The sequence below is a fragment of the Rhodococcus sp. NPDC003348 genome (assembly GCF_053589375.1).
Genome location: NZ_JBSFRT010000008.1, coordinates 127,435 through 146,452, shown reverse-complemented (window position 1 = coordinate 146,452; position 19,018 = coordinate 127,435). Strand labels below are relative to the sequence as shown.

20 protein-coding genes are annotated in these 19,018 nt (G+C 70.3%); 4 read left to right on the top strand and 16 right to left on the bottom strand.

Annotation, left to right across the window (positions count from 1 at the left end):
• Positions 1-29 precede the first annotated feature (29 nt).
• The 3 genes from ACWDU4_RS08060 to ACWDU4_RS08050 form a co-directional block, all read right to left on the bottom strand.
• Positions 30-2,147 carry a glycoside hydrolase family 3 C-terminal domain-containing protein gene (locus ACWDU4_RS08060; protein WP_450113349.1) on the bottom strand — a complete coding sequence of 706 codons (2,118 nt, stop codon included), beginning with the start codon at positions 2,145-2,147 and terminating at the stop codon, positions 30-32.
• Positions 2,148-2,251: 104 nt separating this feature from the next.
• A complete protein-coding gene (locus tag ACWDU4_RS08055) occupies positions 2,252-4,600 on the bottom strand; it encodes an MMPL family transporter (protein WP_450113348.1) in 2,349 nt (782 codons plus the stop codon).
• A 63-nt stretch (positions 4,601-4,663) separates the two neighbouring features.
• Positions 4,664-5,287, bottom strand: coding sequence for a TetR/AcrR family transcriptional regulator (locus ACWDU4_RS08050; protein ID WP_450113347.1), 624 nt, complete (start codon positions 5,285-5,287; stop codon positions 4,664-4,666).
• A gap of 204 nt (positions 5,288-5,491) precedes the next feature.
• Between ACWDU4_RS08050 and ACWDU4_RS08045 the strand changes: the two genes are divergently transcribed.
• Positions 5,492-6,535, top strand: a complete 1,044-nt coding sequence (locus ACWDU4_RS08045) for an LLM class F420-dependent oxidoreductase (RefSeq protein WP_450113346.1) — start codon at positions 5,492-5,494, stop codon at positions 6,533-6,535.
• Between the two features lie 47 nt (positions 6,536-6,582).
• On the opposite strand, the gene ACWDU4_RS08040 is transcribed toward ACWDU4_RS08045, so the two are convergent.
• From ACWDU4_RS08040 to ACWDU4_RS08020, 5 genes are all read right to left on the bottom strand, one after another.
• On the bottom strand, positions 6,583-7,374 hold the full coding sequence (locus tag ACWDU4_RS08040; RefSeq protein ID WP_450113345.1) for an LLM class flavin-dependent oxidoreductase: 792 nt from the start codon (positions 7,372-7,374) through the stop codon (positions 6,583-6,585).
• Positions 7,371-7,634 carry an SHOCT domain-containing protein gene (locus ACWDU4_RS08035; protein WP_450113344.1) on the bottom strand — a complete coding sequence of 88 codons (264 nt, stop codon included), beginning with the start codon at positions 7,632-7,634 and terminating at the stop codon, positions 7,371-7,373. The genes ACWDU4_RS08040 and ACWDU4_RS08035 overlap by 4 nt, the downstream gene beginning before the upstream one ends.
• 131 nt (positions 7,635-7,765) lie before the next feature.
• Positions 7,766-8,431, bottom strand: coding sequence for a response regulator (locus ACWDU4_RS08030; RefSeq protein WP_450113343.1), 666 nt, complete (start codon positions 8,429-8,431; stop codon positions 7,766-7,768).
• A complete protein-coding gene (locus ACWDU4_RS08025; RefSeq protein WP_450113342.1) occupies positions 8,428-9,579 on the bottom strand; it encodes a sensor histidine kinase in 1,152 nt (383 codons plus the stop codon). The genes ACWDU4_RS08030 and ACWDU4_RS08025 overlap by 4 nt, the downstream gene beginning before the upstream one ends.
• 93 nt (positions 9,580-9,672) lie before the next feature.
• A complete protein-coding gene (locus tag ACWDU4_RS08020; protein WP_450113341.1) occupies positions 9,673-9,909 on the bottom strand; it encodes a LapA family protein in 237 nt (78 codons plus the stop codon).
• 312 nt (positions 9,910-10,221) lie between these two features.
• Here ACWDU4_RS08020 and ACWDU4_RS08015 point away from each other — a divergent pair, with 312 nt between their 5' ends.
• Positions 10,222-11,127 (top strand): universal stress protein, encoded by a 906-nt coding sequence (locus tag ACWDU4_RS08015; protein ID WP_450113340.1) that lies wholly within the window; start codon positions 10,222-10,224, stop codon positions 11,125-11,127.
• 101 nt (positions 11,128-11,228) lie between these two features.
• On the opposite strand, the gene ACWDU4_RS08010 is transcribed toward ACWDU4_RS08015, so the two are convergent.
• Positions 11,229-11,492, bottom strand: coding sequence for a hypothetical protein (locus ACWDU4_RS08010; protein ID WP_450113339.1), 264 nt, complete (start codon positions 11,490-11,492; stop codon positions 11,229-11,231).
• Positions 11,492-12,442 (bottom strand): acyl-ACP desaturase, encoded by a 951-nt coding sequence (locus tag ACWDU4_RS08005; RefSeq protein WP_450113338.1) that lies wholly within the window; start codon positions 12,440-12,442, stop codon positions 11,492-11,494. Before ACWDU4_RS08005 ends, ACWDU4_RS08010 begins: the two co-directional genes overlap by 1 nt.
• A 105-nt stretch (positions 12,443-12,547) precedes the next feature.
• Between ACWDU4_RS08005 and ACWDU4_RS08000 the strand changes: the two genes are divergently transcribed.
• Positions 12,548-13,198, top strand: a complete 651-nt coding sequence (locus tag ACWDU4_RS08000; RefSeq protein WP_450113337.1) for a response regulator — start codon at positions 12,548-12,550, stop codon at positions 13,196-13,198.
• A gap of 13 nt (positions 13,199-13,211) precedes the next feature.
• Here ACWDU4_RS08000 and ACWDU4_RS07995 read toward each other — a convergent pair whose 3' ends face one another.
• Entirely contained in the window at positions 13,212-13,820 is a 609-nt protein-coding gene (locus tag ACWDU4_RS07995) for a TetR/AcrR family transcriptional regulator (protein WP_450113336.1), read from the bottom strand.
• A gap of 87 nt (positions 13,821-13,907) precedes the next feature.
• Here ACWDU4_RS07995 and ACWDU4_RS07990 point away from each other — a divergent pair, with 87 nt between their 5' ends.
• Complete coding sequence (locus tag ACWDU4_RS07990) at positions 13,908-14,936, top strand: beta-ketoacyl-ACP synthase III (protein ID WP_450113335.1); 1,029 nt, start codon at positions 13,908-13,910, stop codon at positions 14,934-14,936.
• 23 nt (positions 14,937-14,959) lie between these two features.
• Here the strand turns inward: ACWDU4_RS07990 and ACWDU4_RS07985 are convergent, their stop codons facing one another.
• From ACWDU4_RS07985 to ACWDU4_RS07965, 5 genes are all read right to left on the bottom strand, one after another.
• Positions 14,960-16,534 (bottom strand): sensor histidine kinase, encoded by a 1,575-nt coding sequence (locus ACWDU4_RS07985; protein WP_450113334.1) that lies wholly within the window; start codon positions 16,532-16,534, stop codon positions 14,960-14,962.
• Positions 16,535-16,640: 106 nt separating this feature from the next.
• Positions 16,641-17,279 (bottom strand): alpha/beta hydrolase family protein, encoded by a 639-nt coding sequence (locus tag ACWDU4_RS07980; RefSeq protein WP_450113333.1) that lies wholly within the window; start codon positions 17,277-17,279, stop codon positions 16,641-16,643.
• A gap of 11 nt (positions 17,280-17,290) precedes the next feature.
• On the bottom strand, positions 17,291-17,668 hold the full coding sequence (locus ACWDU4_RS07975; RefSeq protein ID WP_450113332.1) for a DUF4873 domain-containing protein: 378 nt from the start codon (positions 17,666-17,668) through the stop codon (positions 17,291-17,293).
• Positions 17,665-18,558: an AurF N-oxygenase family protein gene (locus ACWDU4_RS07970; protein WP_450113331.1), complete on the bottom strand. Its 894-nt coding sequence runs from the start codon at positions 18,556-18,558 to the stop codon at positions 17,665-17,667. The genes ACWDU4_RS07975 and ACWDU4_RS07970 overlap by 4 nt, the downstream gene beginning before the upstream one ends.
• Before the next feature lie 114 nt (positions 18,559-18,672).
• On the bottom strand, positions 18,673-19,002 hold the full coding sequence (locus ACWDU4_RS07965) for a cupin domain-containing protein (RefSeq protein ID WP_450113330.1): 330 nt from the start codon (positions 19,000-19,002) through the stop codon (positions 18,673-18,675).
• Between the last annotated feature and the right edge of the window lie 16 nt (positions 19,003-19,018).

Sequence of the window (19,018 nt, the reverse complement as noted above, 5' to 3'; positions counted from 1 at the left end):
CTCGCTCACACTCTCGCTCTTGTCGCTGTCTACGAACGTGGGGTCCGCGCCCGGACCTCGTCGACCAGTTCGTCGACCAGGTCGGCACTCATCGCGGGGCTGAACGAGGACAGCTTGGCCAGCGGCGCGCCCATCACCATCTGGAGCACGAGGGGGCTGACCTCGCCCATCCCGAGGGCGTCGTCGCCACCGGCCGCCGCGAACGCCTCCATCAACAGGGGTCCGCCGACCGGATGCGCGAACCAGTCGCCGAGCGTCGACATCCCGGTCAGGGTCGGCGGAATGCCGTCGCCGGGGGAGGCGTGGGTCGCGGTCAGCCGGATGTCGCGGGAGGAGGCGCCGACCCGGATCTCGAAGTCGCCGGCCTCGACCACCCAGCGGTGTTCGCGCGACGACCAGAACGCGAACGCCCGGGAATCGAGGGTGAGGGTGAGGTCGGAGTACTCGAAGGTGGTGTAGGACAACCCGAATCCGAACGGGTACGCCACCGGCATGTCGAGGGTGTCGAACCAGCGGTAGCCGACGTGGATCCGTTCGCCGTAGACGACGACACCGTCCGAACCGGGGAAGTTCATCCGGCTGGGGGTGTCCGCCAGGTCCAGCGGGATCGTCTCGGTCAGCCGCCCCGACGGGTTCGCCAGGCCGAACAGCAGGTCCGCGAGCGCCGGGCCGCCGGCCTGCCCGAGCAGCCAGCCCTCGAGGATCGCCTGTGCGCGGTCCTGCCAGCCCGCCGTCGCGACGACCGCACCGTTCGAGAGCACCACGGCGACACGGGGATTGACCGCCGCGACGGCGTCGAGCAGGGCCAGCTGGTTCGCGGGGATGTCGATGTCGGTGCGGTCGAAGCCCTCCGACTCCACCTCGGTCGGCAGCCCGAGGAACAGCAGCACCGTCTCCGCGGACTCGGCGAGGGCCACGGCCTCGGCGACCAGGTCGGCGTCGGCGGTGCCGTCGAATCGGAAGCCGGGCGCGAAGCGCACCGAGGCACCATCCCCGCCGAGGGCGGCGATGGCGTCGAGCGCCGAGTCGACGCGGGTCGGCACGACCTGGGAACTGCCCGATCCCTGGAACCGCGGGGTGCGGGCGAACTCGCCGATCACCGCGACCGAGTCGAGGGCGGCGATGTCGAGGGGGAGCAGCCCCTCGTTCTTGAGCAGGACCGCCGACTCGGTGGCCGCGACCGCGGCGAGCTCGTGGTGGGCGTCGGCATCGTAGGCGCGCGCGGCGCCGGTGGGGGCCGTGGTGCGCTCGATCAGGGTGAGCAGTCGGCCGACCGAGTCGTCGAGCGCCGACTCGTCGAGTTCGCCCGACTCGACCGCCGCGACCACCCTCTCGTCGCCGGCCGCGGCGGGCATCGTCAGGTCCAGGCCCGCGGCCAGCGCCCGCACCCGGTCGTTGACCGCGCCCCAGTCCGAGACGACCAGGCCGTCGAATCCCCACTCGTCGCGCAGCACTTCGGTGAGGAGCCAACGGTTCTCGCTGACCTGCACGCCGCGGACCTTGTTGTACGAGCACATCACGGTCCACGGCCTTGCGGTGGTGACGATCCGCTCGAAGGCGGGCAGGTAGATCTCGCGGAGGGTGCGCTCGTCCGCCTGGACGTCGATGCGCATCCGGTCGGTTTCCTGGTTGTTGGCGGCGAAATGTTTCAGCGACGCGGCGACCCCGCGGGACTGCACGCCCTGCACCCATGCCGCGCCGAGGACACCGGCGAGGAACGGATCCTCCGAGTAGTACTCGAAATTGCGTCCGCACAGCGGCGACCGGCGGATGTTCACGCCGGGGCCGAGCAATACGGAGACCCCCTCGGCGCGGGCCTCGTCACCCAGCGCGGTGCCGACGGTGCGGATCAGGTCGACGTTCCAGCTCGAACCGAGCCCGACGGCGGGCGGGAAGCAGGTGGCGGGGACGCTGTCGCCCAGTCCAAGCGCGTCACCGCCCTCGGACTGCTTGCGCAGACCGTGCGGGCCGTCGGTCAGCATGATCGACGGGATCGCGGCATCGGGCACGGAGGCGGTGTGCCAGAAGTCGGCGCCCGTGGTCAGGGCGGCCTTCTGGATACGGTTCAGGCCGGAGATGACGCCCGAATGCTTCTGGTGTGCCATGGAATTCCTAGTCTGCCGCCGGACGCGGGCCTCCGCCCGCACTGATCAGGACTTCAGCCTAGGTGGGGAACCGGGGCCGGACACGACGACACCCCCGGTCGTGTCGGGTGATCCGACAGGGCCGGGGGTGCCTCGAGTGCCGCGGTCTACGCGGTGGCCGGAACCTCCGCGGTGTCCTGCTCCGCCGGCAGTTCGCGGCGCAGCTTCTCGCCCTCGATGTCGACGTTCGGCAGGATCTTGTCCAGCCACTTCGGCAGCCACCACGCCTTGTCGCCGAGCAGGGCCATCACCGCGGGGATGATCACCATGCGGACGATGAAGGCGTCGAAGAAGACCGCCGAGGCGAGCGCGAAGCCGATCGACTTGATGAACGCGTTGTCCTCGAGGATGAACGCGCCGAACACCGAGATCATGATCAGTGCGGCGGCGGCCACCACGCGGGCGCCGTGGCTGAAGCCGATGGTCATCGCCTTCTTCGCGGAGGCGCCGTGCACGTACTCCTCCCGCATCCGGGTGACCAGGAAGACCTGGTAGTCCATCGCGAGACCGAACACAACACCGATCAGGAAGATCGGCATGAAGCTGACCAGCGGCTGCGGGTTGGCGATCAGGCCGCCCCAGCCCTCCTGGAAGATCGCGACGGTGGCACCGAACGTGGCGGCGACGCTGAGCAGGAAGCCGAGGGCCGCGGTCAGCGGCACCAGGATCGACCGGAACACCAGCATCAGCAGGATGAACGCGAGCCCGACCACGATGATCAGATACGGGACCAGTGCGCCCTGCAGCCGGTCCGAGACGTCGGTCTCGAGCGCGGTCTGCCCGGTGACGCCGTAGTTGACGCCGATCTGCTCGTGCAGCGCGCCCTCGCCGTCGCGGATGGACTGCATCAGGTCGACGGTCTTCTGGTCGGTCGGCGCGCTGCCGGGGGTGACCAGGATCTGCGCGGTGTCCCCGGCCGGGTTCATCGCGACGATCTGCGCGTTGACGACGTCGTCCTGCGCGGAGATGGTCTTGACCACCTCGCCGAACGCCTCCGCCGCCGGGACGGTGGCGTCCTTGGCGTCGACGACGACCACGAGCGGGGAGTTGCGGCCCGGACCGAAGGCGTCGGAGACCAGGTCGTAGGCCTGCCGCGAACTGGTGGCGGGATCGCCGGTGCTCTCGGACGGCAGGGCCAGCTTCAGCCCGGTTGCGGGCAGCGCCAGCGCACCGAGAACGGCGATGCCGGCGATCAGCGGGATCAGGGGCTTGCGCGCGACCCAGCCGGCGTAGCGGGTGGCCGGGCCGGGGGCCGCGTCCTCGGCCTCGGCGTCCGGGGCCTTGACGAACGGGATCCTGCCGGCGAACGCCCTACGGCCCAGCAGGCCGAGGAAGGCGGGCAGGAAGGTCAGCGCGACGAGCACCGCGACGAACACCGCGAACGCCGCGGCCATGCCCATGTCGCTGAGGAACTTGATGCCGACCACGCGCAGCGCGACGAGCGCGATGATCACCGTCAGTCCTGCGAACACGACCGCCGAGCCTGCGGTGCCGACCGCCCGGCCGGCGGCCTCCTCCCGGTTACCGGTGACGCTGACCTCGTGCTTGAAGCGCGAGACGATGAACAGCGAGTAGTCGATCGCGACGGCGAGGCCGATCATCACCGCCAGCGTCGGGGTCATCGAACCCAGTTCGGTGAATCCGGTGGCGATCGTGATGCCGAGGCTGCCGATACCGACGCCGATGATCGCGGCGATCAGCGGCAGCCCCGCAGCGACCAGCGAGCCGAAGGTCAGCATCAGGACGACCGCGGCCACGGCCAGGCCGATCAGCTCGGCGGATCCGCCGGGTGCCTCCTGGGTGGCGGCGGCGGTGCCACTGACCTTGACGGTCAGACCGGCGTCCCGGGCGGCCTGCGCGGCCACGTCGATCTGGTCGGTCAGTTCCGTGGTGACGTCCTTGAAATCACCGCTGAACGGCACCTCCACGTAACCGACGGTCCGGTCGGGGCTCAGCGGAGACAGGGCCTGCGCGTCTGCGGCCGCCTGGTCGAGCGGCTTGCCGGTCTGCTCGGCCTGCGCCTTCGTCATCTCCGTCAGGCCTGCGTCGGCGACGACCGGATTGACCAGCGCGCCCTGGGCGGCCTCGGGGGAGGCCGTGGCCGGGTCGACCTTCGCGGCCGGATCGACGAGGTCGATGGCGCGGACCTTGGCCAGGGTCGCATCCATCGCGGCCTGGCTCTCCTCGCTGTCGAGGGTCTGGCCCTCGGGAGCGGCGAAGACGAACCGGGCGGAGATGGAGTTGAACGGATCCTTGCCCGAGGACGGGAACCGCTCGGCCATCAGGTCCTGCGCCTTCTGCGCCGGGGTCCCGGGGATCGAGAACGAATCGTTGGTCGGACCCGACAGCGTTCCGGCGCCGACGCCCATCAGGACGAGCAGAGCGAGCCAGATCGCCAGGACGGTGCCCTTGCGCCGGTAGGCGAATTTGCCGATCCGGTACAGGTAGGTGGCCATGAAGGACCCTTCGGGTTGCGTGGGGACGGGTGTCTCGGGTGGGCGGTGTCGTCGGTGGGCGCGCTAGGGGACAGGTGGTTCGACGGTCGGTTGGGGTATGCCGGCGCGCAGCATCGCGAACGCCTCGCGCACGAGGGGTTCGGGGGTGTCGTGGCCGGTGTCGCCCTGCAACCACAGCTCGATCGCGCACTTGCAGGACGCCCCGATCGCCATCTGCAGGAGATTCGGGTACAGGTCGGTCGCGACGTTCGTGCCGGTCCGTTCCGCGATCGCCTCGCCGAGGATCCGGCTGACCCGGCCGTGCAGTTCCAGGTGGCAGGCCAGCAGGGCTGGGCTCTCCTCGATCAGCATCATTTCGGCGGCCATCTCGCCGAGGTCGCGGATCGGATCGAGCACGATCGACAGGACGACCGCCTCGAGCGAATCCCAGATCGGCTCGTCGGCGGGCCGTTCGCGCAGCCGCTGCGCCCAATGGGTGACGTCGGTTTCGAATCGGTACAGGACCGCTTCTTCCTTCGACGCGAAGTAGTTGTGGAAGGTCCGGGTGGAGACCCCGGCCTCGGAGGCGATGGCCTCGGCGGTGACGGCGTCGAGGCCGGCGGGCTTGGCCAGCCGGATCGCCGCCTCGCTGAGTGCGAGGCGGGTGGCGGCCTTCTTCTGGTCGCGCAGGCCGGGTTGGGTGCTCACCCCATTCAAGGTACGGAAGTTGCACAACCCTGCAAACTTGCACACCTATGCAATTTTGTGCGGTTGCCCACATGGAGCCGTGTGCTGTGACCGCCCTCACCGGCCGGCGGTCATCGATCCCGCTCGCCTCGGTCCTACGGTTTCGCGGCGACCCTGCGTAATGTCCCTCCCGAGCAGTCCCTCACAGCCGATTGGAGTGTCCCGGTGCGCATCGGAACGCAGATCACCTACAGCGGCGGGTTCGCCGAAACGGTCGCCGAGGTCGCGGACCTCGAACGCGCCGGACTCGACATCGCCTTCATGGCGGAGGCGTACTCGTTCGACGCCGTCAGTCAGCTGGGCTACCTCGCCGCCAAGACGACGACGCTCAAGCTCGCATCGGGCATCTTCCAGATCTACACCCGCACCCCGTCGCTGATGGCGATGACCGCCGCCGGCCTGGACTTCGTCTCGAACGGGCGGTTCGTGCTGGGGCTGGGGGCGTCGGGCCCGCAGGTCATCGAGGGCTTCCACGGGGTGCCGTACGACGCGCCGCTGGGCCGGACCCGTGAACTCGTCGACATCTGCCGCCAGGTGTGGCGCCGCGAGAAGGTGCAGTACGACGGCAAGTACTACCAGATCCCGCTGCCCCCGGAGAAGGGCACGGGGCTCGGCAAGCCGCTCAAGCTGATCAACCATCCTGTGCGCGAACGCATCCCGATCGTCATCGCCGCGATCGGTCCGAAGAACGTGGCGTTGACGGCGGAGATCGCGGAGGGCTGGCAGCCGATCTTCTTCCACCCGGAGCGTGCCATGGACGTGTGGGGTGAGTCGGTGGCCAAGGGCAAGGCCAAGCGTGACGCGTCGCTCGGCGAGCTGGAGATCTTCGCCGGCCCCGCGCTCGCGATCGGCGACGACGTCGACCACATGATCGACTGGATCAAGCCGCACCTGGCGCTCTACATCGGCGGCATGGGCGCCCGCGGCAAGAACTTCTACAACGACCTCGCCTGCCGCTACGGCTACGAGGCCGAGGCGAAAACCATCCAGGACCTCTACCTGGACGGCAAGAAGCAGGAGGCTGCGGCCGCTGTCCCGGACGAGCTGGTTCGCTCGATCTCGCTGATCGGCCCCGAGGGCTACGTCCGCGAGCGGGTGGCGGCGTTCAAGGAGGCGGGTGCCACGACCCTGACCGTCAACGCGATGGCCCCCGACACCGCCGGTCGGGTCGCGCAGATCGAGAAGCTGCGCGCGATCATCGACGCGTAGCCCCGACAGTTCGCCGAGTGTGCACTCGGGTGCGCACTCGGCGTCGGTCAGCGGGACAGTCGGGTCAGGATCGGGGTGAACACGTCGGCCAGCTCGCCCGGCACCGTCACCTCGTCGACGCCGAAGCGGCGCTCGTGCTCGGACAGGGCCTGCGCCGCGCGGTGCGGGTCGGCGTCCAGCAGTCCGATCCCGCCGGTCGCCCGGATCCGATCCGCGGTGAGGCCGTCGCGGCCGATCCAGGACGGCATCCGGTCGCCGACCCCGACGAGGGACAAGGTGAACGGCATTGCCGGACCACAGGACTCGCGGGCCCGGGTGACGGCGTCCGTCAGTTCGGGCACCGTGGTGGCGGGTCCCAGCGCGAGCGCCACCCGGTCCGCCACCCGCCCGGCCGCCGCCAGCATCCGCGGCCCGGCCGCCGACGCCACCACCTCGGGGGCCGGATCGACTCCCGCGCGCACCGCCGCGACGGACTCCTCGACCTGCGCGATCCGTTCGGTGGCATCGCCCCAGGGCATTGCCAGCCGCCGTGCCTCCTCCTCGGCGTCCGGTCGGCCCGCGCCGATGCCGAGTTCGAACCGCGCGTCCGAGAGTGATTGCAGAGCAGCGACTTCCCGAACCAGTGCGGCCGAGGTGCGGAGCGGAGCCGCCGCCACCCAGGTGCGCAACCGCAGGCGTGAGGTCACGGCCGCCGCGGCGGCGAGGACCGGGAACGGGGACGGTGTCCACAGGGTGTCCGGCACCAGAACGGCGTGAAATCCCATGTCCTCGAACAGTTTCACGCGGTCCGTCCAGGCGGCGCCGCCGACGCGAGGGGTGTCGACCACCACGAACCTCATCGTCGGGTCTCCCGCAGTACGGCGAGGCGGGCCCGGTACTCCGCCTCGGTGATCTCGCCGCGGGCGTAGACGTCGCGCAGCGTGGATTCGCCGTGGCGGCCGCGGCGCCGCCGCCCGAGGAGTACGAACGCGGCAATGACGATCAGCCAGAAGGTGATCGGGATCAGGATGAACCACGGGCCGACGCCCCATCCCGGTCCCCAGGGGCCGTCCCAGTGGTCGGCCAGTAACAGGGTTGTCTGTGCGTTCACGGTGTTCATGACGTCGATCCTGCGCCGGTTCGGGTGCCGACGCGTCGGTCCGTGTGCGGAATCGTCGGTACGTCCGGATGCGTACGGCCGGTGTGCAGTTGCCGTCGTAATTCGCGGGTACCGGCGACGGCGAATGCATCTCAGCGCCAGCCGGGCCGGACCAGACCGGACTCGTAGGCCAGGACCACGAGCTGGGTGCGGTCTCGGGCGCCGAGCTTGAGCAGGATCCGGCCGACGTGCGTGCGCGCGGTGGCCGGGCTCAGCACCAGCCGCTCGGCGATCTCGGCGTTGCTCAGGCCCTCCGCAACCAGCGTCATCACCTCGCGTTCCCGGTCGGTCAGCTTGGCCAGCAACGTGCCGTCCGGGGCGGCCTTGGCGCGGGCGGCGAACTCGGCGAGCAACCGCCGGGTGACGGTGGGGGAGAGCAGCGCCTCCCCGTCGGCCACCACCCGCACCGCCCGGACCAGGTCGGCGGGTTCGGTGTGTTTGACCAGGAACCCGGCGGCACCGGCGCGGATCGCCTCGAAGACGTACTCGTCGAGCTCGAAGGTGGTCAGCACCACGACCCGGACCCCGGCCAGCTCCGGGCGGTCCGCGATCCGGCGGGTGGCCTCGAGGCCGTCGAGCACCGGCATCCGGATGTCCATCAGCACCACGTCCGGCCTCAGCTCCTCGGCCAGTCGCACCGCCTGCGCGCCGTCCTCGGCCTCGCCGACCACCTCGATCCCGCTCTGTGCGTCGAGCAGCGCCACGAAGCCGGCACGAACCAGCGCCTGGTCGTCGGCGACGAGCACCCGGACCGTCATGACGCGCCGGCCCCGTCGGCGGGCAGGGGAAGCGTGGCGCGCACCCGGAATCCGCCGTCCGGTCGCGTCCCCGCAGACAGCGTGCCGCCGAGGGCGCGGCTGCGTTCGGTCATCCCGGTGATGCCGTTGCCGGGAGGGTTCGCCGCGGCGGTGTGGCCGTCGTCGTCGACCTGGACCTCCAGCAGCCCAGGCAGGTACCGCAGGGTCACCCGGGCGGTCGACTGCCCGGAGTGCCGGGCCACGTTGGTCAGCGACTCCTGCACGATCCGGGCCGCCGCGAGGTCCACCCCCGTCGGTACGGGGCGGATGGTCCCGGAAATGTCTGTGGTGACATCGATTCCGGCATCGCGTGCCCGCGCGACGAGACCGTCGAGATCGGTGATCGACGGCGCAGGCGCCACCGGCGGCGCCTCGGGGCCCCGGCGCAGGGACTGCAGCATTGCGTGGACCTGGACGAGGGCGTCGCGGCTGGCCTCCTTGATCGACGCCAGCGCCATCCCGGCCTGTTCGGGTCGGCTGTCGAGCAGCTCGAGCGCGACCCCGGACTGCACGTTGATCATCGACAGACTGTGTGCCAGCACGTCGTGCAGTTCGCGGGCGATGTCCAGCCGTTCCTCGCTGGCCCGCCTCAGTCGCTCCTCCTCGGCGGCCCGGGCCAGTTCGCGGGCCCGCTGGCGCCGGGCCCGGATCGCCTCGCGCCGTTGCCGGATGACCTCGGCGATCGCCAGCAGGGTCAGCAGCCACGCCCCGATGCCGATCGCCGCGGCCGGCGTCGGGTACTCGCGGCCGGTCACCCACGGCACACCCCACACGTACACCACGTAGCCGACCGCCGGTGCCGCGTACAGCGGCCAGCGCGGGTACCGGGGCGCCGCGGTGAGAAACGCGATGACGATCGGCAGGAAGATCGGGCCCATCGGGTATCCGCGCAGCAGGAACACCAGCGCGGCCGCCAGCGTCACCGCCAGCACCGTCAACGGTGCGACCCTGCGCCACACCAACGCGGCCGACGCGGCCGCGATCAGGACGAACGCGTAGACGTCGAGTGGGTGGGCCGCGTTCTGATGGCGCGCCGAACCCACCGTGCCTGCGGCTGCGACGGCACCGACGACGAGTGCGACCGCGACGTCGACCGGACGGGCTGCCATGGACTCGAACCTAGCCGCGGATCGACCGGACGGCGTCGTCCCACGTACGTAGTCGCGGGTCCGCCGGACGGCCGATGTGGACAATCGGGCCGGTCAGCTGCCGGACTTCCGCCGGCCGACCAGCCAGCCGGCGATCCACCCGATCACGAACACGGCCAGCAGGAAGACCCACAGCGCCGCCTCGAAGCTGAACCAGGCCAACTGGATCGTGGTCGTCGCGGTGTTCTGGAAGATGAAGATCACCGCCAGCACCACCAGGGCCAGCGCCAACCATCTGCCCGGGGTCATCCGCGACATCAGCGAGGTCTTCGCGCTTCTCTGATCGGACATCGCACACTCCTGCCTGGCTGCGCCCACCGGTGCCGGGCTGCCGACCCGACGGGTGAATCCGCAGGTCACATACCTCATGGTAGCCGCGGAGGCGGCCGATCCGGCGTCAAACGGGACTGTGTCGCACGGTCGCACCGGCCCCCCGCGACCCGGTCTGGGGCTCGTCCCGAGACGCAATTCACCGCCGCGAGCGCGACCGAGACGCGACACGGGGACCTTCGACCCACGCGAACCCGGTGCAAAACCCGGACAATAGGTGCGGGGCACACGATGCCCCGACTGTCGGTGACGGATCTCCAGTGAGGAAGCAGCATGAGCGCAAGCAATCCAGTCGTGGTGGGAGTGGACGGATCGGAGTCGGCGTCGACGGCCGTTGTGTGGGCCGCCCGTACCGCCGCGGCCCGCAAGCTTCCCCTGCTGCTGGTCTCCGTCGTGCACGTGCCCGCTTACTACTACACCGAGCCCTACCTGGTGCGCGGCTACGGCGACGACCTGAAGAACGCCGGCCGCGCTCACCTCGACAGCGCCGCGGTGCTCGCCCGGGAGGTCGCCGAGGAGGTCGGCGACCTGGACATCGACACCAAGCTGCACGAGGGGCGGATCGCGGAGATCCTGCTGCAGTACGCGCCGCAGGCGTCGATGATCGTGCTCGGCAGCCGTGGGCTCGGAGAGTTCAGCGGCGCACTCCTCGGTTCGGTGGCCCGTGCCGTCACCTCGCACTCGACCGCGCCGGTCGCGGTGGTCCGTGGTCGCACGCTCGAAGGCCGGCCGCCGACCGAGGGCCCGGTCGTCGTCGGTGTCGACGGTTCGGAGATCAGTGAGGACGCCCTCGCCGCGGCATTCCAGGAGGCGTCGGCGCTGGGCGCGCAGCTCATCGCGGTGAACGTGTGGAGTGACGTGTCCGTACAGCCGTCGCTCGGTGCGACCGAGGACGACCCGCACTGGACTTCCATCCAGGCCGCCGAGGAGGCGGTGCTGTCCGAGCGGCTCGCCGGGTGGATCGAACAGTATCCGGACGTGCCCGTGCAGCGGGTGGTCCGCCGCGACCGTCCGGTGCGGGTGCTCAGCGAATTCTCCGAGCAGGCACAGCTTCTCGTGGTGGGAAGCCACGGCCGCGGCGGGTTCAAGGGCATGCTCCTCGGCTCCACCAGCGCGGCACTGATGAGCACCGCCGACTGCCCGGTGCTGATCGTGCGCCCGGCACAGTTGGCCGGATAGTTCACCGAACCCGAAACGAAGGGTCGGTCCCCGGGAGGGGACCGACCCTTCGTTTCGTGCGGACGAGTCTGCCCGGATGTCGGTTCAGGGCCGTTGTCGGTTCAGCCGAACTCGTCGAGCCCGCCCGCCCGCAGCCGCGCCCACACATCGGTGGGGTGCACACCACGCCGGACGGCGTCATTTTCGATCAGCACGCCGAGCAGCACCGAGTTCAGGAACGCGAGCGCATCCGGGTCGTGCCGGGCGGACTTGGCCTCCGCCCATCGGGTGACGTTGCCGCGCTTGGCCGCGGACGCCATTTCCAGCGCCGTCTCGAACAGCGCCTGGGTGTCGGTCGATGGTCGTTCGGTCGTCAGATCCGTCATCACACACCCACCTTCTGTCCACGGGCCGCCGCACGGGCCAGTGCCCGGTCGCGGGACTCCTCGAACCTGGCTGCGTCGGCGTGCAGACTCTCGAGGAACACCGCCAGCTCCTCGCGGAGCGTCTCCGCCTCCCCGGTGAAATCGGTGCGGTCGAACACCTTCCACGTGCGCAGCACCGGCATCACCACGTCGTCCAGGTGTTGGCGCAGATCGTAGATGCCGCCCTTGGCGATGAGCACCGCGTTACGGCGGAACTGCGGCATCGTCGCGCCCGGCATCTGGAAATTGGTGAGGATCTTGAGGATTGCGCGCATCGCCTGTGTCGGAGCGACGTCCAGCGCCGCACCGGTGATGTTGCGGTAGAACATCATGTGCAGGTTCTCGTCGGCTGCGACCCGGGCCAGCATCCGGTCGGCGATCGGGTCACCACACGCCTTGCCGGTGTTGCGGTGCGACACCCGGGTCGCCAGCTCCTGGAACGTCACGTAGGTGACCGCGTCGAGGATGCCCTCCTGCAGGTTCGGGTTGAACCCGTGCGTCATGTGGGCCATCCGCGCGTCCTCCAACGCCACCGGATCCACCCCGCGAGTGACCACCAGGTAGTCCCGCATCACCACCGAGTGCTTGTTCTCCTCCGCGGTCCAGCGGCCCACCCACGTACCCCAGGCTCCGTCCCGGGAGAAGTTCTCCGCGATGACCCGGTGGTACGACGGCAGGTTGTCCTCGGTGAGCAGGTTCGTGATCATCGCGGCCTTCGCGACGTCCGTCAGCTGCGACTGCTCGGGGTCCCAGTCGACGCCGCCGAGTGCCGCGAAATTGCGGCCGTCGTCCCACGGCACGTAGTCGTGCGGGTGCCAGTCCTTCGCCATCGACAGGTGCCGGTGCACGTTCTCCTCGGCGACGGGCTCGAGTTCGTGCAGCAACTCGAGTTGGGTCAGTTCTCGTGCCACGGTGTCCTCGTCCCCATTCGCAGTGCCGGAAGTCCAGCGATGAGCCTGGCGGATCGAGACCCCTGGCCGATAGTGCCGAAAGTCCCGATGTGCTGGGATTGAGGAATGCAGACACGGCTTTTCCTGGTCGACGACCACGAGATCGTCCGGCGGGGCCTGGTGGACCTCCTCGGCGGCGCCCCCGACTTCACGGTGGTCGGGGAGGCCTCCTCCGTCGCGGAAGCGCTGGCGACGTTTCCGGCGTCGGGGGTCGACGTCGCGGTCCTCGACGTGCGGTTGCCGGACGGCTCCGGGGTGGAGCTCTGCCGGGAACTGAGGTCGGCGAACCCGGAGCTGCGGTGCCTGATGCTCACCTCGTACTCCGACGACGAAGCCCTCTTCGACGCGGTGCTCGCCGGAGCGTCCGGCTACCTGCTCAAGCAGATCCTCGGCACCGACCTGATCGCCGCGGTCCGGACCGTCGGAGCCGGCGGGTCGCTGCTCGACGACCGGGCCACGTCCGCCGTCCTGGCGCGGATTCGGGCCCAGCGCAACAAGAGTGGGCTCGTCGACGAACTGACCGACCAGGAGAAGGTGGTGCTCGATCTCATCGGTGAGGGTCTGACGAACCGGGAGATCGGCGCCCGCATGCATCTCGCCGAGAAGACGGTGAAGAACTACGTGTCGCGGTTGCTGTCGAAGCTGGGGATGCAGCGTCGCACCCAGGCCGCGGTCCTGGCCACCGAGCTGCGCGGTCGACCCGAGCGGGGACGGTGACCCGGGCCGGGGGTCAGGACGTCAGCCCGCCCGCCACCGCCCGCTCGGCGAGGAGTCGACCGAGCAGGAAGTCGAGCTGGGTGCGGGCGTCGTCGAAGGGGCGGGTCGACTTGAGCGCGCGGCTCTGCACGATGGCGCCCTCGATCGCCGACAGCAGCAGTCCCGCCGTCGACCGCGCGGTCGCCTCGTCGAGGCCCGCCGCGACCATGCCGCCGGCGAGGCGGGAGGTCCACTCGGTGAACGCCTGGCCTGCCGCGGACCGGACCGCCGGATCCGGTTCGTCCAGTGCCGCCGCCATCATGAACGAACCGAGCCGGTAGTCGCTCGACTCGAGCGGTTCGAGCCAGAACGCGAACAGCTCGTCCAGCCACCGGTCCATCGACGGTGCGGTCGCGAACTTGTCCGCCATCACGGTCAGGTGTGACTGCACCAGGCGGGACACGATCCGGGTGGCGGTCTCCACGAGCTGGCCCTTGCCTTCGGGGAAGTGCTGGTAGAGCGAGTTGCGCGACGCGTTGCTGCGTTTGAGCAATTCCGTCAATCCGGCCGCATTCACGCCGAGTTCCTGCACCATCGTGATGGTGGTCGCGAGCAGGCGAGCGCGCGGTCGCGCCGTCGTCATGTGAGCTCCTTCCGAAACGCTTGTGTGGACCGATCGGTTCATGTTAGACCTGGAGATGAACCGATCGGTTCACATGGAGAGGATGTCATGCCCGCGAAGATCGCCACCGCCAGTCCCGTCACCCACGCGGCCCTTCTCGGCCTCGGTGTGTACCGACCCCGGCGCGTCGTTCCCAACGCCGAGATCGTCGACCTCATCGACTCCTCCGACGAATGGATCCGGACCCGGTCCGGCATCACGGCCCGCGGCTGGGCCGAGCCCGACGAGACCATCGTCTCGATGAGCGTCGCGGCCGCCCGTGACGCGCTCGCGGCCTCGGGTCTGGTGGCCGAGCAGATCGACGCCGTCGTGCTGGCGACCTCATCGCAGATGGTGCTTGGCCCGTCGGCGGGCGCGATCGTGGCCAGCGAACTCGGAATGCAGGACACCGCGGCCTACGACATCTCCGCCGGGTGCGCGGGCTTCTGCTACGCGCTCGGCAACGCCGCGAGCCTCGTTCGTGCCGGGCAGGCCCGCCACGTGTTGGTGATCGGCGTGGAAAGGCTGTCCGACCTGCTCGATCCGACGGACCGGACATGCGCGTTCATCTTCGCCGACGGCGCGGGCGCGGTCGTGGTGGGTCCCTCCGACGCCGAGGGGATCGGGCCGGTCGCGTGGGGTTCGGACGGTACCCAGACCACGGCGATCAAGCAGGACAAGGACTTCAAGGAGTTCTTCGCCGACGTTCTCGAGCGCGGCGCCGAGGCGGAGCGCCCGTACATCCGGATGAACGGTCAGGCCGTGTTCCGCTGGGCGGTCACCTTCCTGGAGAAGGCGTGCCGCGACGCGCTGGAGAAGGCCGGGGTCGCGGCCGACGACCTGGACGCGTTCGTGCCGCACCAGGCCAACAGCCGGATCACCGACGCGCTGATCCGGACGCTGGCCCTGCCCGACACCGTCGCGGTCGCCCGGGACATCGTGGAGACCGGCAACACCAGCGCGGCGTCGATCCCGATGGCGATGGAGCAGCTGCTCCGCTCCGGGGCCTCGCAGCCCGGTGACACCGCGTTGCTGCTCGGTTTCGGTGCCGGACTGGCCTACGCAGGGCAGGTGGTCCGGCTTCCCGCGATCGCCTGAGCCGTCGGGCCGCCCGCTCCGCGTCAGTGGAGCGGGACCCGCCAGGTGAGCCTGGTTCCCGCGCCGGGCTCCGAGCGGACCTCGCAGCGGCCGCCGCAGGCGGCCGCACGCCGGTCCAGGTTCGCCAGCCCGCTGTGGGGTTCGGTGCCGGTCATCCCGATGCCGTCGTCGTCGACGACGATCGTGAAGTCCTCGGCCGCGGACACCGTCACCGTGAGGGTCGTGGCGTTCGCGTGCCGACGCGCGTTCGAGAGTCCTTCCCGCAGAACCGCTTCCGCGTGGGGGGCGACCGACGTCGGAACCAGGGTGTCGATCGGGCCGGAGAACTGTACGGACGGGGTGACGTCGGCGGTGAGCTCGCCGATCACGTCGAGTAGCCGGCGCCGCAGACCGGCGGCCGGCGCCGCGTCGGCGGACTGCAGGTCGAAGATGGTGGTGCGGATCTCGCGCACCGTCTGATCGAGCTGCTCCACCGCCCGGGCGAGCACCTCGGCGGTGCGGCCCTCCGTCGCAGCGGACACCGACTGCAGGCTCATGCCGGTGGCGAACAGGCGCTGGATGACGTTGTCGTGCAGGTCCCGTGCGATCCGGTCGCGGTCGGCGAGGACGTCCAGCAGGCGCTGCTGGCGCTGCTGGTGCGCGAATTCGAGGGCCACCGCCGCCAGGTCCGCCATCGACGCGAGTCGCTGTAGCTCGTCCGGATCCCATTCGGGCCCACCGGTTTCGCCGCTGACCACCAGGGCGCCCTGGACGTGCTGCGGACCGGCCACCGGCAGCGTCGCCGACCGGGTCGTGCCCGCGCTCAAGTCCGCGAAGTCGACGTCCTGCCCGACCGTCAGCCGCGAATCGGTGGTCGCGAGGACGGTGCTCGCGTCGTCCACCGTGTCGACGAGCGTGACCGCGTCGGCCGTGCCCAGCACCCGTGCCTGCCGGACCAGCAGGTCAAGGGTCTCGGGCACCGACCCGCCGATCAGCAGCCGCGAGGTGATCGACGACATCGCGCTCAGCCAGCGTTCCCGGGTGCGGGACTGCTCGAACAGGCGCGCGTTGTCGATCGCGAGGGCCGCGGACTCGGCGAGCACCGTCAGGATCGTCTGGTCCTCGTCGCTGAACTCCGGTGCGCCGCGCTTCTCGGTGAGGTAGATGCTGCCGAACGCCTCCCCTCGCACGATGATCGGCATGCCCAGGAAGCTGTGCATCGGCGGATGGTTGGGCGGAAACCCGACCGACGCGGCGTGGGTGGCGAGTTCCCGGATCCGCACCGGGCGGGGTTCGTTGATCAGCAGGCCGAGCAGGCCGCGCCCCTCGGGCAGATGTCCCATCGTCGCGCGAGTTCCGGGGTCGATGCCCTCGTACACGAATTCCGACAACCCGCCGCCGGGGGCGCGGACACCGAGCGCGCCGTAGCGGGCGCCGAGCAGTTCGGTTGCCGCGCGCACGATCCGCTGCAGCGTGGTGTCCAGGTCGAGGCCGGCGCCGACCACCAGTACCGCCTCGAGCAGATCGCGCAGGGTGCCGGGGGAGCTGACGTCCTCGCCGAGTCGCCGGTGCACGGTGTCGAGCAGGCCGTTCAGGCTGCCTGCGGGATCGTCGACCATGCCCCGAGCCTACTGGGGGCGGGCGCGCGTTCGGTCGTGGGCACTCCCGCCGCTCGCCCCGGGCGTGCGGCCCCGGCCGCCACGGCGCCCGCTGGGCGGTGGTCCGTCAGCGCAGGCCGAAGGCGGTGGCGGCGGCGTCGACGGCCGAGGGCACGGCCTGGCTCTTGTCGGGCGCGAGGTCGTGGCCCTTGCCCTCGACCAGGACGAGGGTGTGCGGTGCGGTGATCAGGTCCATGGCGGCGCGCATCTCGTCGGGGGTGCCGAACGGGTCGCGGGTGCCGTGCACGAACACGCACGGGCAGCGCAGGTCCGGAAGGTGTGCGGTGCGAGCCTTCTCCGGCTTGCCCGGCGGGTGCAGGGGGTATGAGAAGAGCAGCAGGCCGTCGCAGACGTCGGGACGTTCCGCCGCGAGCATCGACGACTGCCGACCACCGTACGAATGTCCACCGAGAATCAGTGGGCCCGAGAACGATTCACGGATCGCGGCCGCGGCGGCGGCGATGCCGTCGCGGTCCTTGTCCGCGGTCGACGGACTGGGCGGGCCCTTCGGCCGGCGCTGACGGAAGGGTAGGTCGTAGCGCAGCACCAGCAGCCCTGCATCGGCGAACTCGGATGCCGCGCGCTGCAACAGTTTCGCGTTGCGGTCGCCGCCGGCGCCGTGCGCCAGTAGCAGCGCCGCGACCGGATCGCCGTCGGGTCGATGCAGGTCCCCGACCACATCGTCGCGCTCGAACAACTCGCTCATGAGACACGAAACTACGGGATCGGCACGTCCAGTTCGACCTCGTCGAGCGGGTACGGCGGCGCGCCGGTGCCGCTTATCCGCAGGTGCCCCCACGGATCCTGCTCCCCGAGGACGGCCGGGCGCGGCTCCCCGGCGTCGATCGTCAGCGTCAACCGCGCCCGGTCGCGTCCGGAGAGACCGGCCAGATCCGGGCCGTCGACCCGTCCGTACCAGTGGAAGTGCCCGTCGAGCGGTTCGAAGTGCCCATTGAGGTGGACGACGACGTCGAGGGCGGCGGTGCCGGTGGCGAGCACGGCCGGGCCGTCGTAGGCGGTGTCGGGCTCGAGCATCTCGGGGGCGAGCGCCGCGGGGGACTGGGACGGGGCCCGCTTCCGGCGCCCCCGGATCACAGGAACCCTGCCCGTCGCCACATCGCGCGCGAGGGCGCCCGCATCAGTCCGGTTTCCTCGAGGAATGCGGCCAGGCTCGCGAAGCCGCGGCGCTGGTTCGCGCGGAAGTGCGGATTCGCCAACGCCTGTCGCCGCGCCTCCTTGGGGTCCAGGCCCGCCCGCTGGTACATCGCGGGATTGGTGAACAGGCGCTGCAGCAGCGGGCCGCCGACTCCCTGCATCGTGCCCACCCACCGCTTCTCGATCGGGTGGGTGCCTGTCACCCGCCGCCGCACGCCCTCACGAGCGAACGTGATGTGCCGGGCCTCCTCGGTGACGTGGATCCGCATCAGCCTCGACACCATCGGCTGCAGCTGTGGGTCGTCCATGACCCGGCGCTGGGTGGCGTCGAAGATCTCCTCGCCGATCAGCGCGGCCACCCACAGCATGGTGCCGCGGAACGTCTTCGGGAGCAGATTCGCCACCACGGCCTGGTGCGGTCGCAGCTGGAACGGCTTGGCGCCCATGGCTGCAATGGCGCGGCCGAACATCGTCATGTGCCGGCACTCGTCGCCCATCTCGGTGAGCGTGTACCGGGTGTGCAGCGACGTCGGGTCGCGGTGCAGCAGGTCGCGCAGCAGTGCCTGCAGCAGGATGTTCTCGAACCAGGCGCCGACACTGAGAATGTTCGCGGCCTCCTGCCGGGACAGCTCGATGCGCTGGTCCTCGCTCATCGACTCCCACATCGGCGTGCCGTACAGCGACAGCACAGTCGGCGGCAGGAAGTACAGGTCCTCGGCCAGCGGGGCGTCCCAGTCGAGATCGACGACCGGGTTGTAGGAGCGTTTGATCGACCCGGCGAGCAGTCGGGCGGCCACGACCTCACGGTCCGTGGGAGTGGTACTTGGCATGCGGTGACCCTCCGTGTGCATCGGAGACTTCCGTGACACCTGGAAAGGTAGGCCCGCCCGCTCGCCGGGTCAAGAGGTGTGTGTGACCAAAATTCACACTTTTTGTCGTGGTCCCTATTTCTTGGCGACGGTCAGCAGGAACGCGACGTCCTCGACGGCCTCCACGCGGTGCCGGGCGGCGGGGATGACCAGCAGGTCGCCCGTCGAACCCTTCCACGAGTCGTCGCCGGCGATCAGCGTCAGGGTGCCGCTGAGCACCAGCAGCGTCGCCTCGCCCGGGGAGTCGTGCTCGGCCAGTTCCTGTCCGGCGGTCAGGGCGACGACCGTCTGCCGCAGGCTGCGCTGGTGGCCGCCGTAGATCGTCTGCGAACTGCGTCCGCTGGTGGCCGCGGTCGCGAGCTTGAGTTGTTGCCGTGCAACGGCGGTCAGCGACTTCTTGTCCATGTGGCTGCCTCTCGCT

Bases quoted from the DNA above. Each gene is read 5' to 3' on its own strand.
- ACWDU4_RS08055 (WP_450113348.1), bottom strand. From the start codon at position 4,600: ATGGCCACCTACCTGTACCGGATCGGCAAATTCGCCTACCGGCGCAAG.
- ACWDU4_RS08040 (WP_450113345.1), bottom strand. From the start codon at position 7,374: ATGAGGTTCGTGGTGGTCGACACCCCTCGCGTCGGCGGCGCCGCCTGG.
- ACWDU4_RS08035 (WP_450113344.1), bottom strand. From the start codon at position 7,634: ATGAACACCGTGAACGCACAGACAACCCTGTTACTGGCCGACCACTGG.
- ACWDU4_RS08030 (WP_450113343.1), bottom strand. From the start codon at position 8,431: ATGACGGTCCGGGTGCTCGTCGCCGACGACCAGGCGCTGGTTCGTGCC.
- ACWDU4_RS08025 (WP_450113342.1), bottom strand. From the start codon at position 9,579: ATGGCAGCCCGTCCGGTCGACGTCGCGGTCGCACTCGTCGTCGGTGCC.
- ACWDU4_RS08020 (WP_450113341.1), bottom strand. From the start codon at position 9,909: ATGTCCGATCAGAGAAGCGCGAAGACCTCGCTGATGTCGCGGATGACC.
- ACWDU4_RS08015 (WP_450113340.1), top strand. From the start codon at position 10,222: ATGAGCGCAAGCAATCCAGTCGTGGTGGGAGTGGACGGATCGGAGTCG.
- ACWDU4_RS08010 (WP_450113339.1), bottom strand. From the start codon at position 11,492: ATGACGGATCTGACGACCGAACGACCATCGACCGACACCCAGGCGCTG.
- ACWDU4_RS08000 (WP_450113337.1), top strand. From the start codon at position 12,548: ATGCAGACACGGCTTTTCCTGGTCGACGACCACGAGATCGTCCGGCGG.
- ACWDU4_RS07995 (WP_450113336.1), bottom strand. From the start codon at position 13,820: ATGACGACGGCGCGACCGCGCGCTCGCCTGCTCGCGACCACCATCACG.
- ACWDU4_RS07990 (WP_450113335.1), top strand. From the start codon at position 13,908: ATGCCCGCGAAGATCGCCACCGCCAGTCCCGTCACCCACGCGGCCCTT.
- ACWDU4_RS07985 (WP_450113334.1), bottom strand. From the start codon at position 16,534: ATGGTCGACGATCCCGCAGGCAGCCTGAACGGCCTGCTCGACACCGTG.
- ACWDU4_RS07980 (WP_450113333.1), bottom strand. From the start codon at position 17,279: ATGAGCGAGTTGTTCGAGCGCGACGATGTGGTCGGGGACCTGCATCGA.
- ACWDU4_RS07970 (WP_450113331.1), bottom strand. From the start codon at position 18,558: ATGCCAAGTACCACTCCCACGGACCGTGAGGTCGTGGCCGCCCGACTG.
- ACWDU4_RS07965 (WP_450113330.1), bottom strand. From the start codon at position 19,002: ATGGACAAGAAGTCGCTGACCGCCGTTGCACGGCAACAACTCAAGCTC.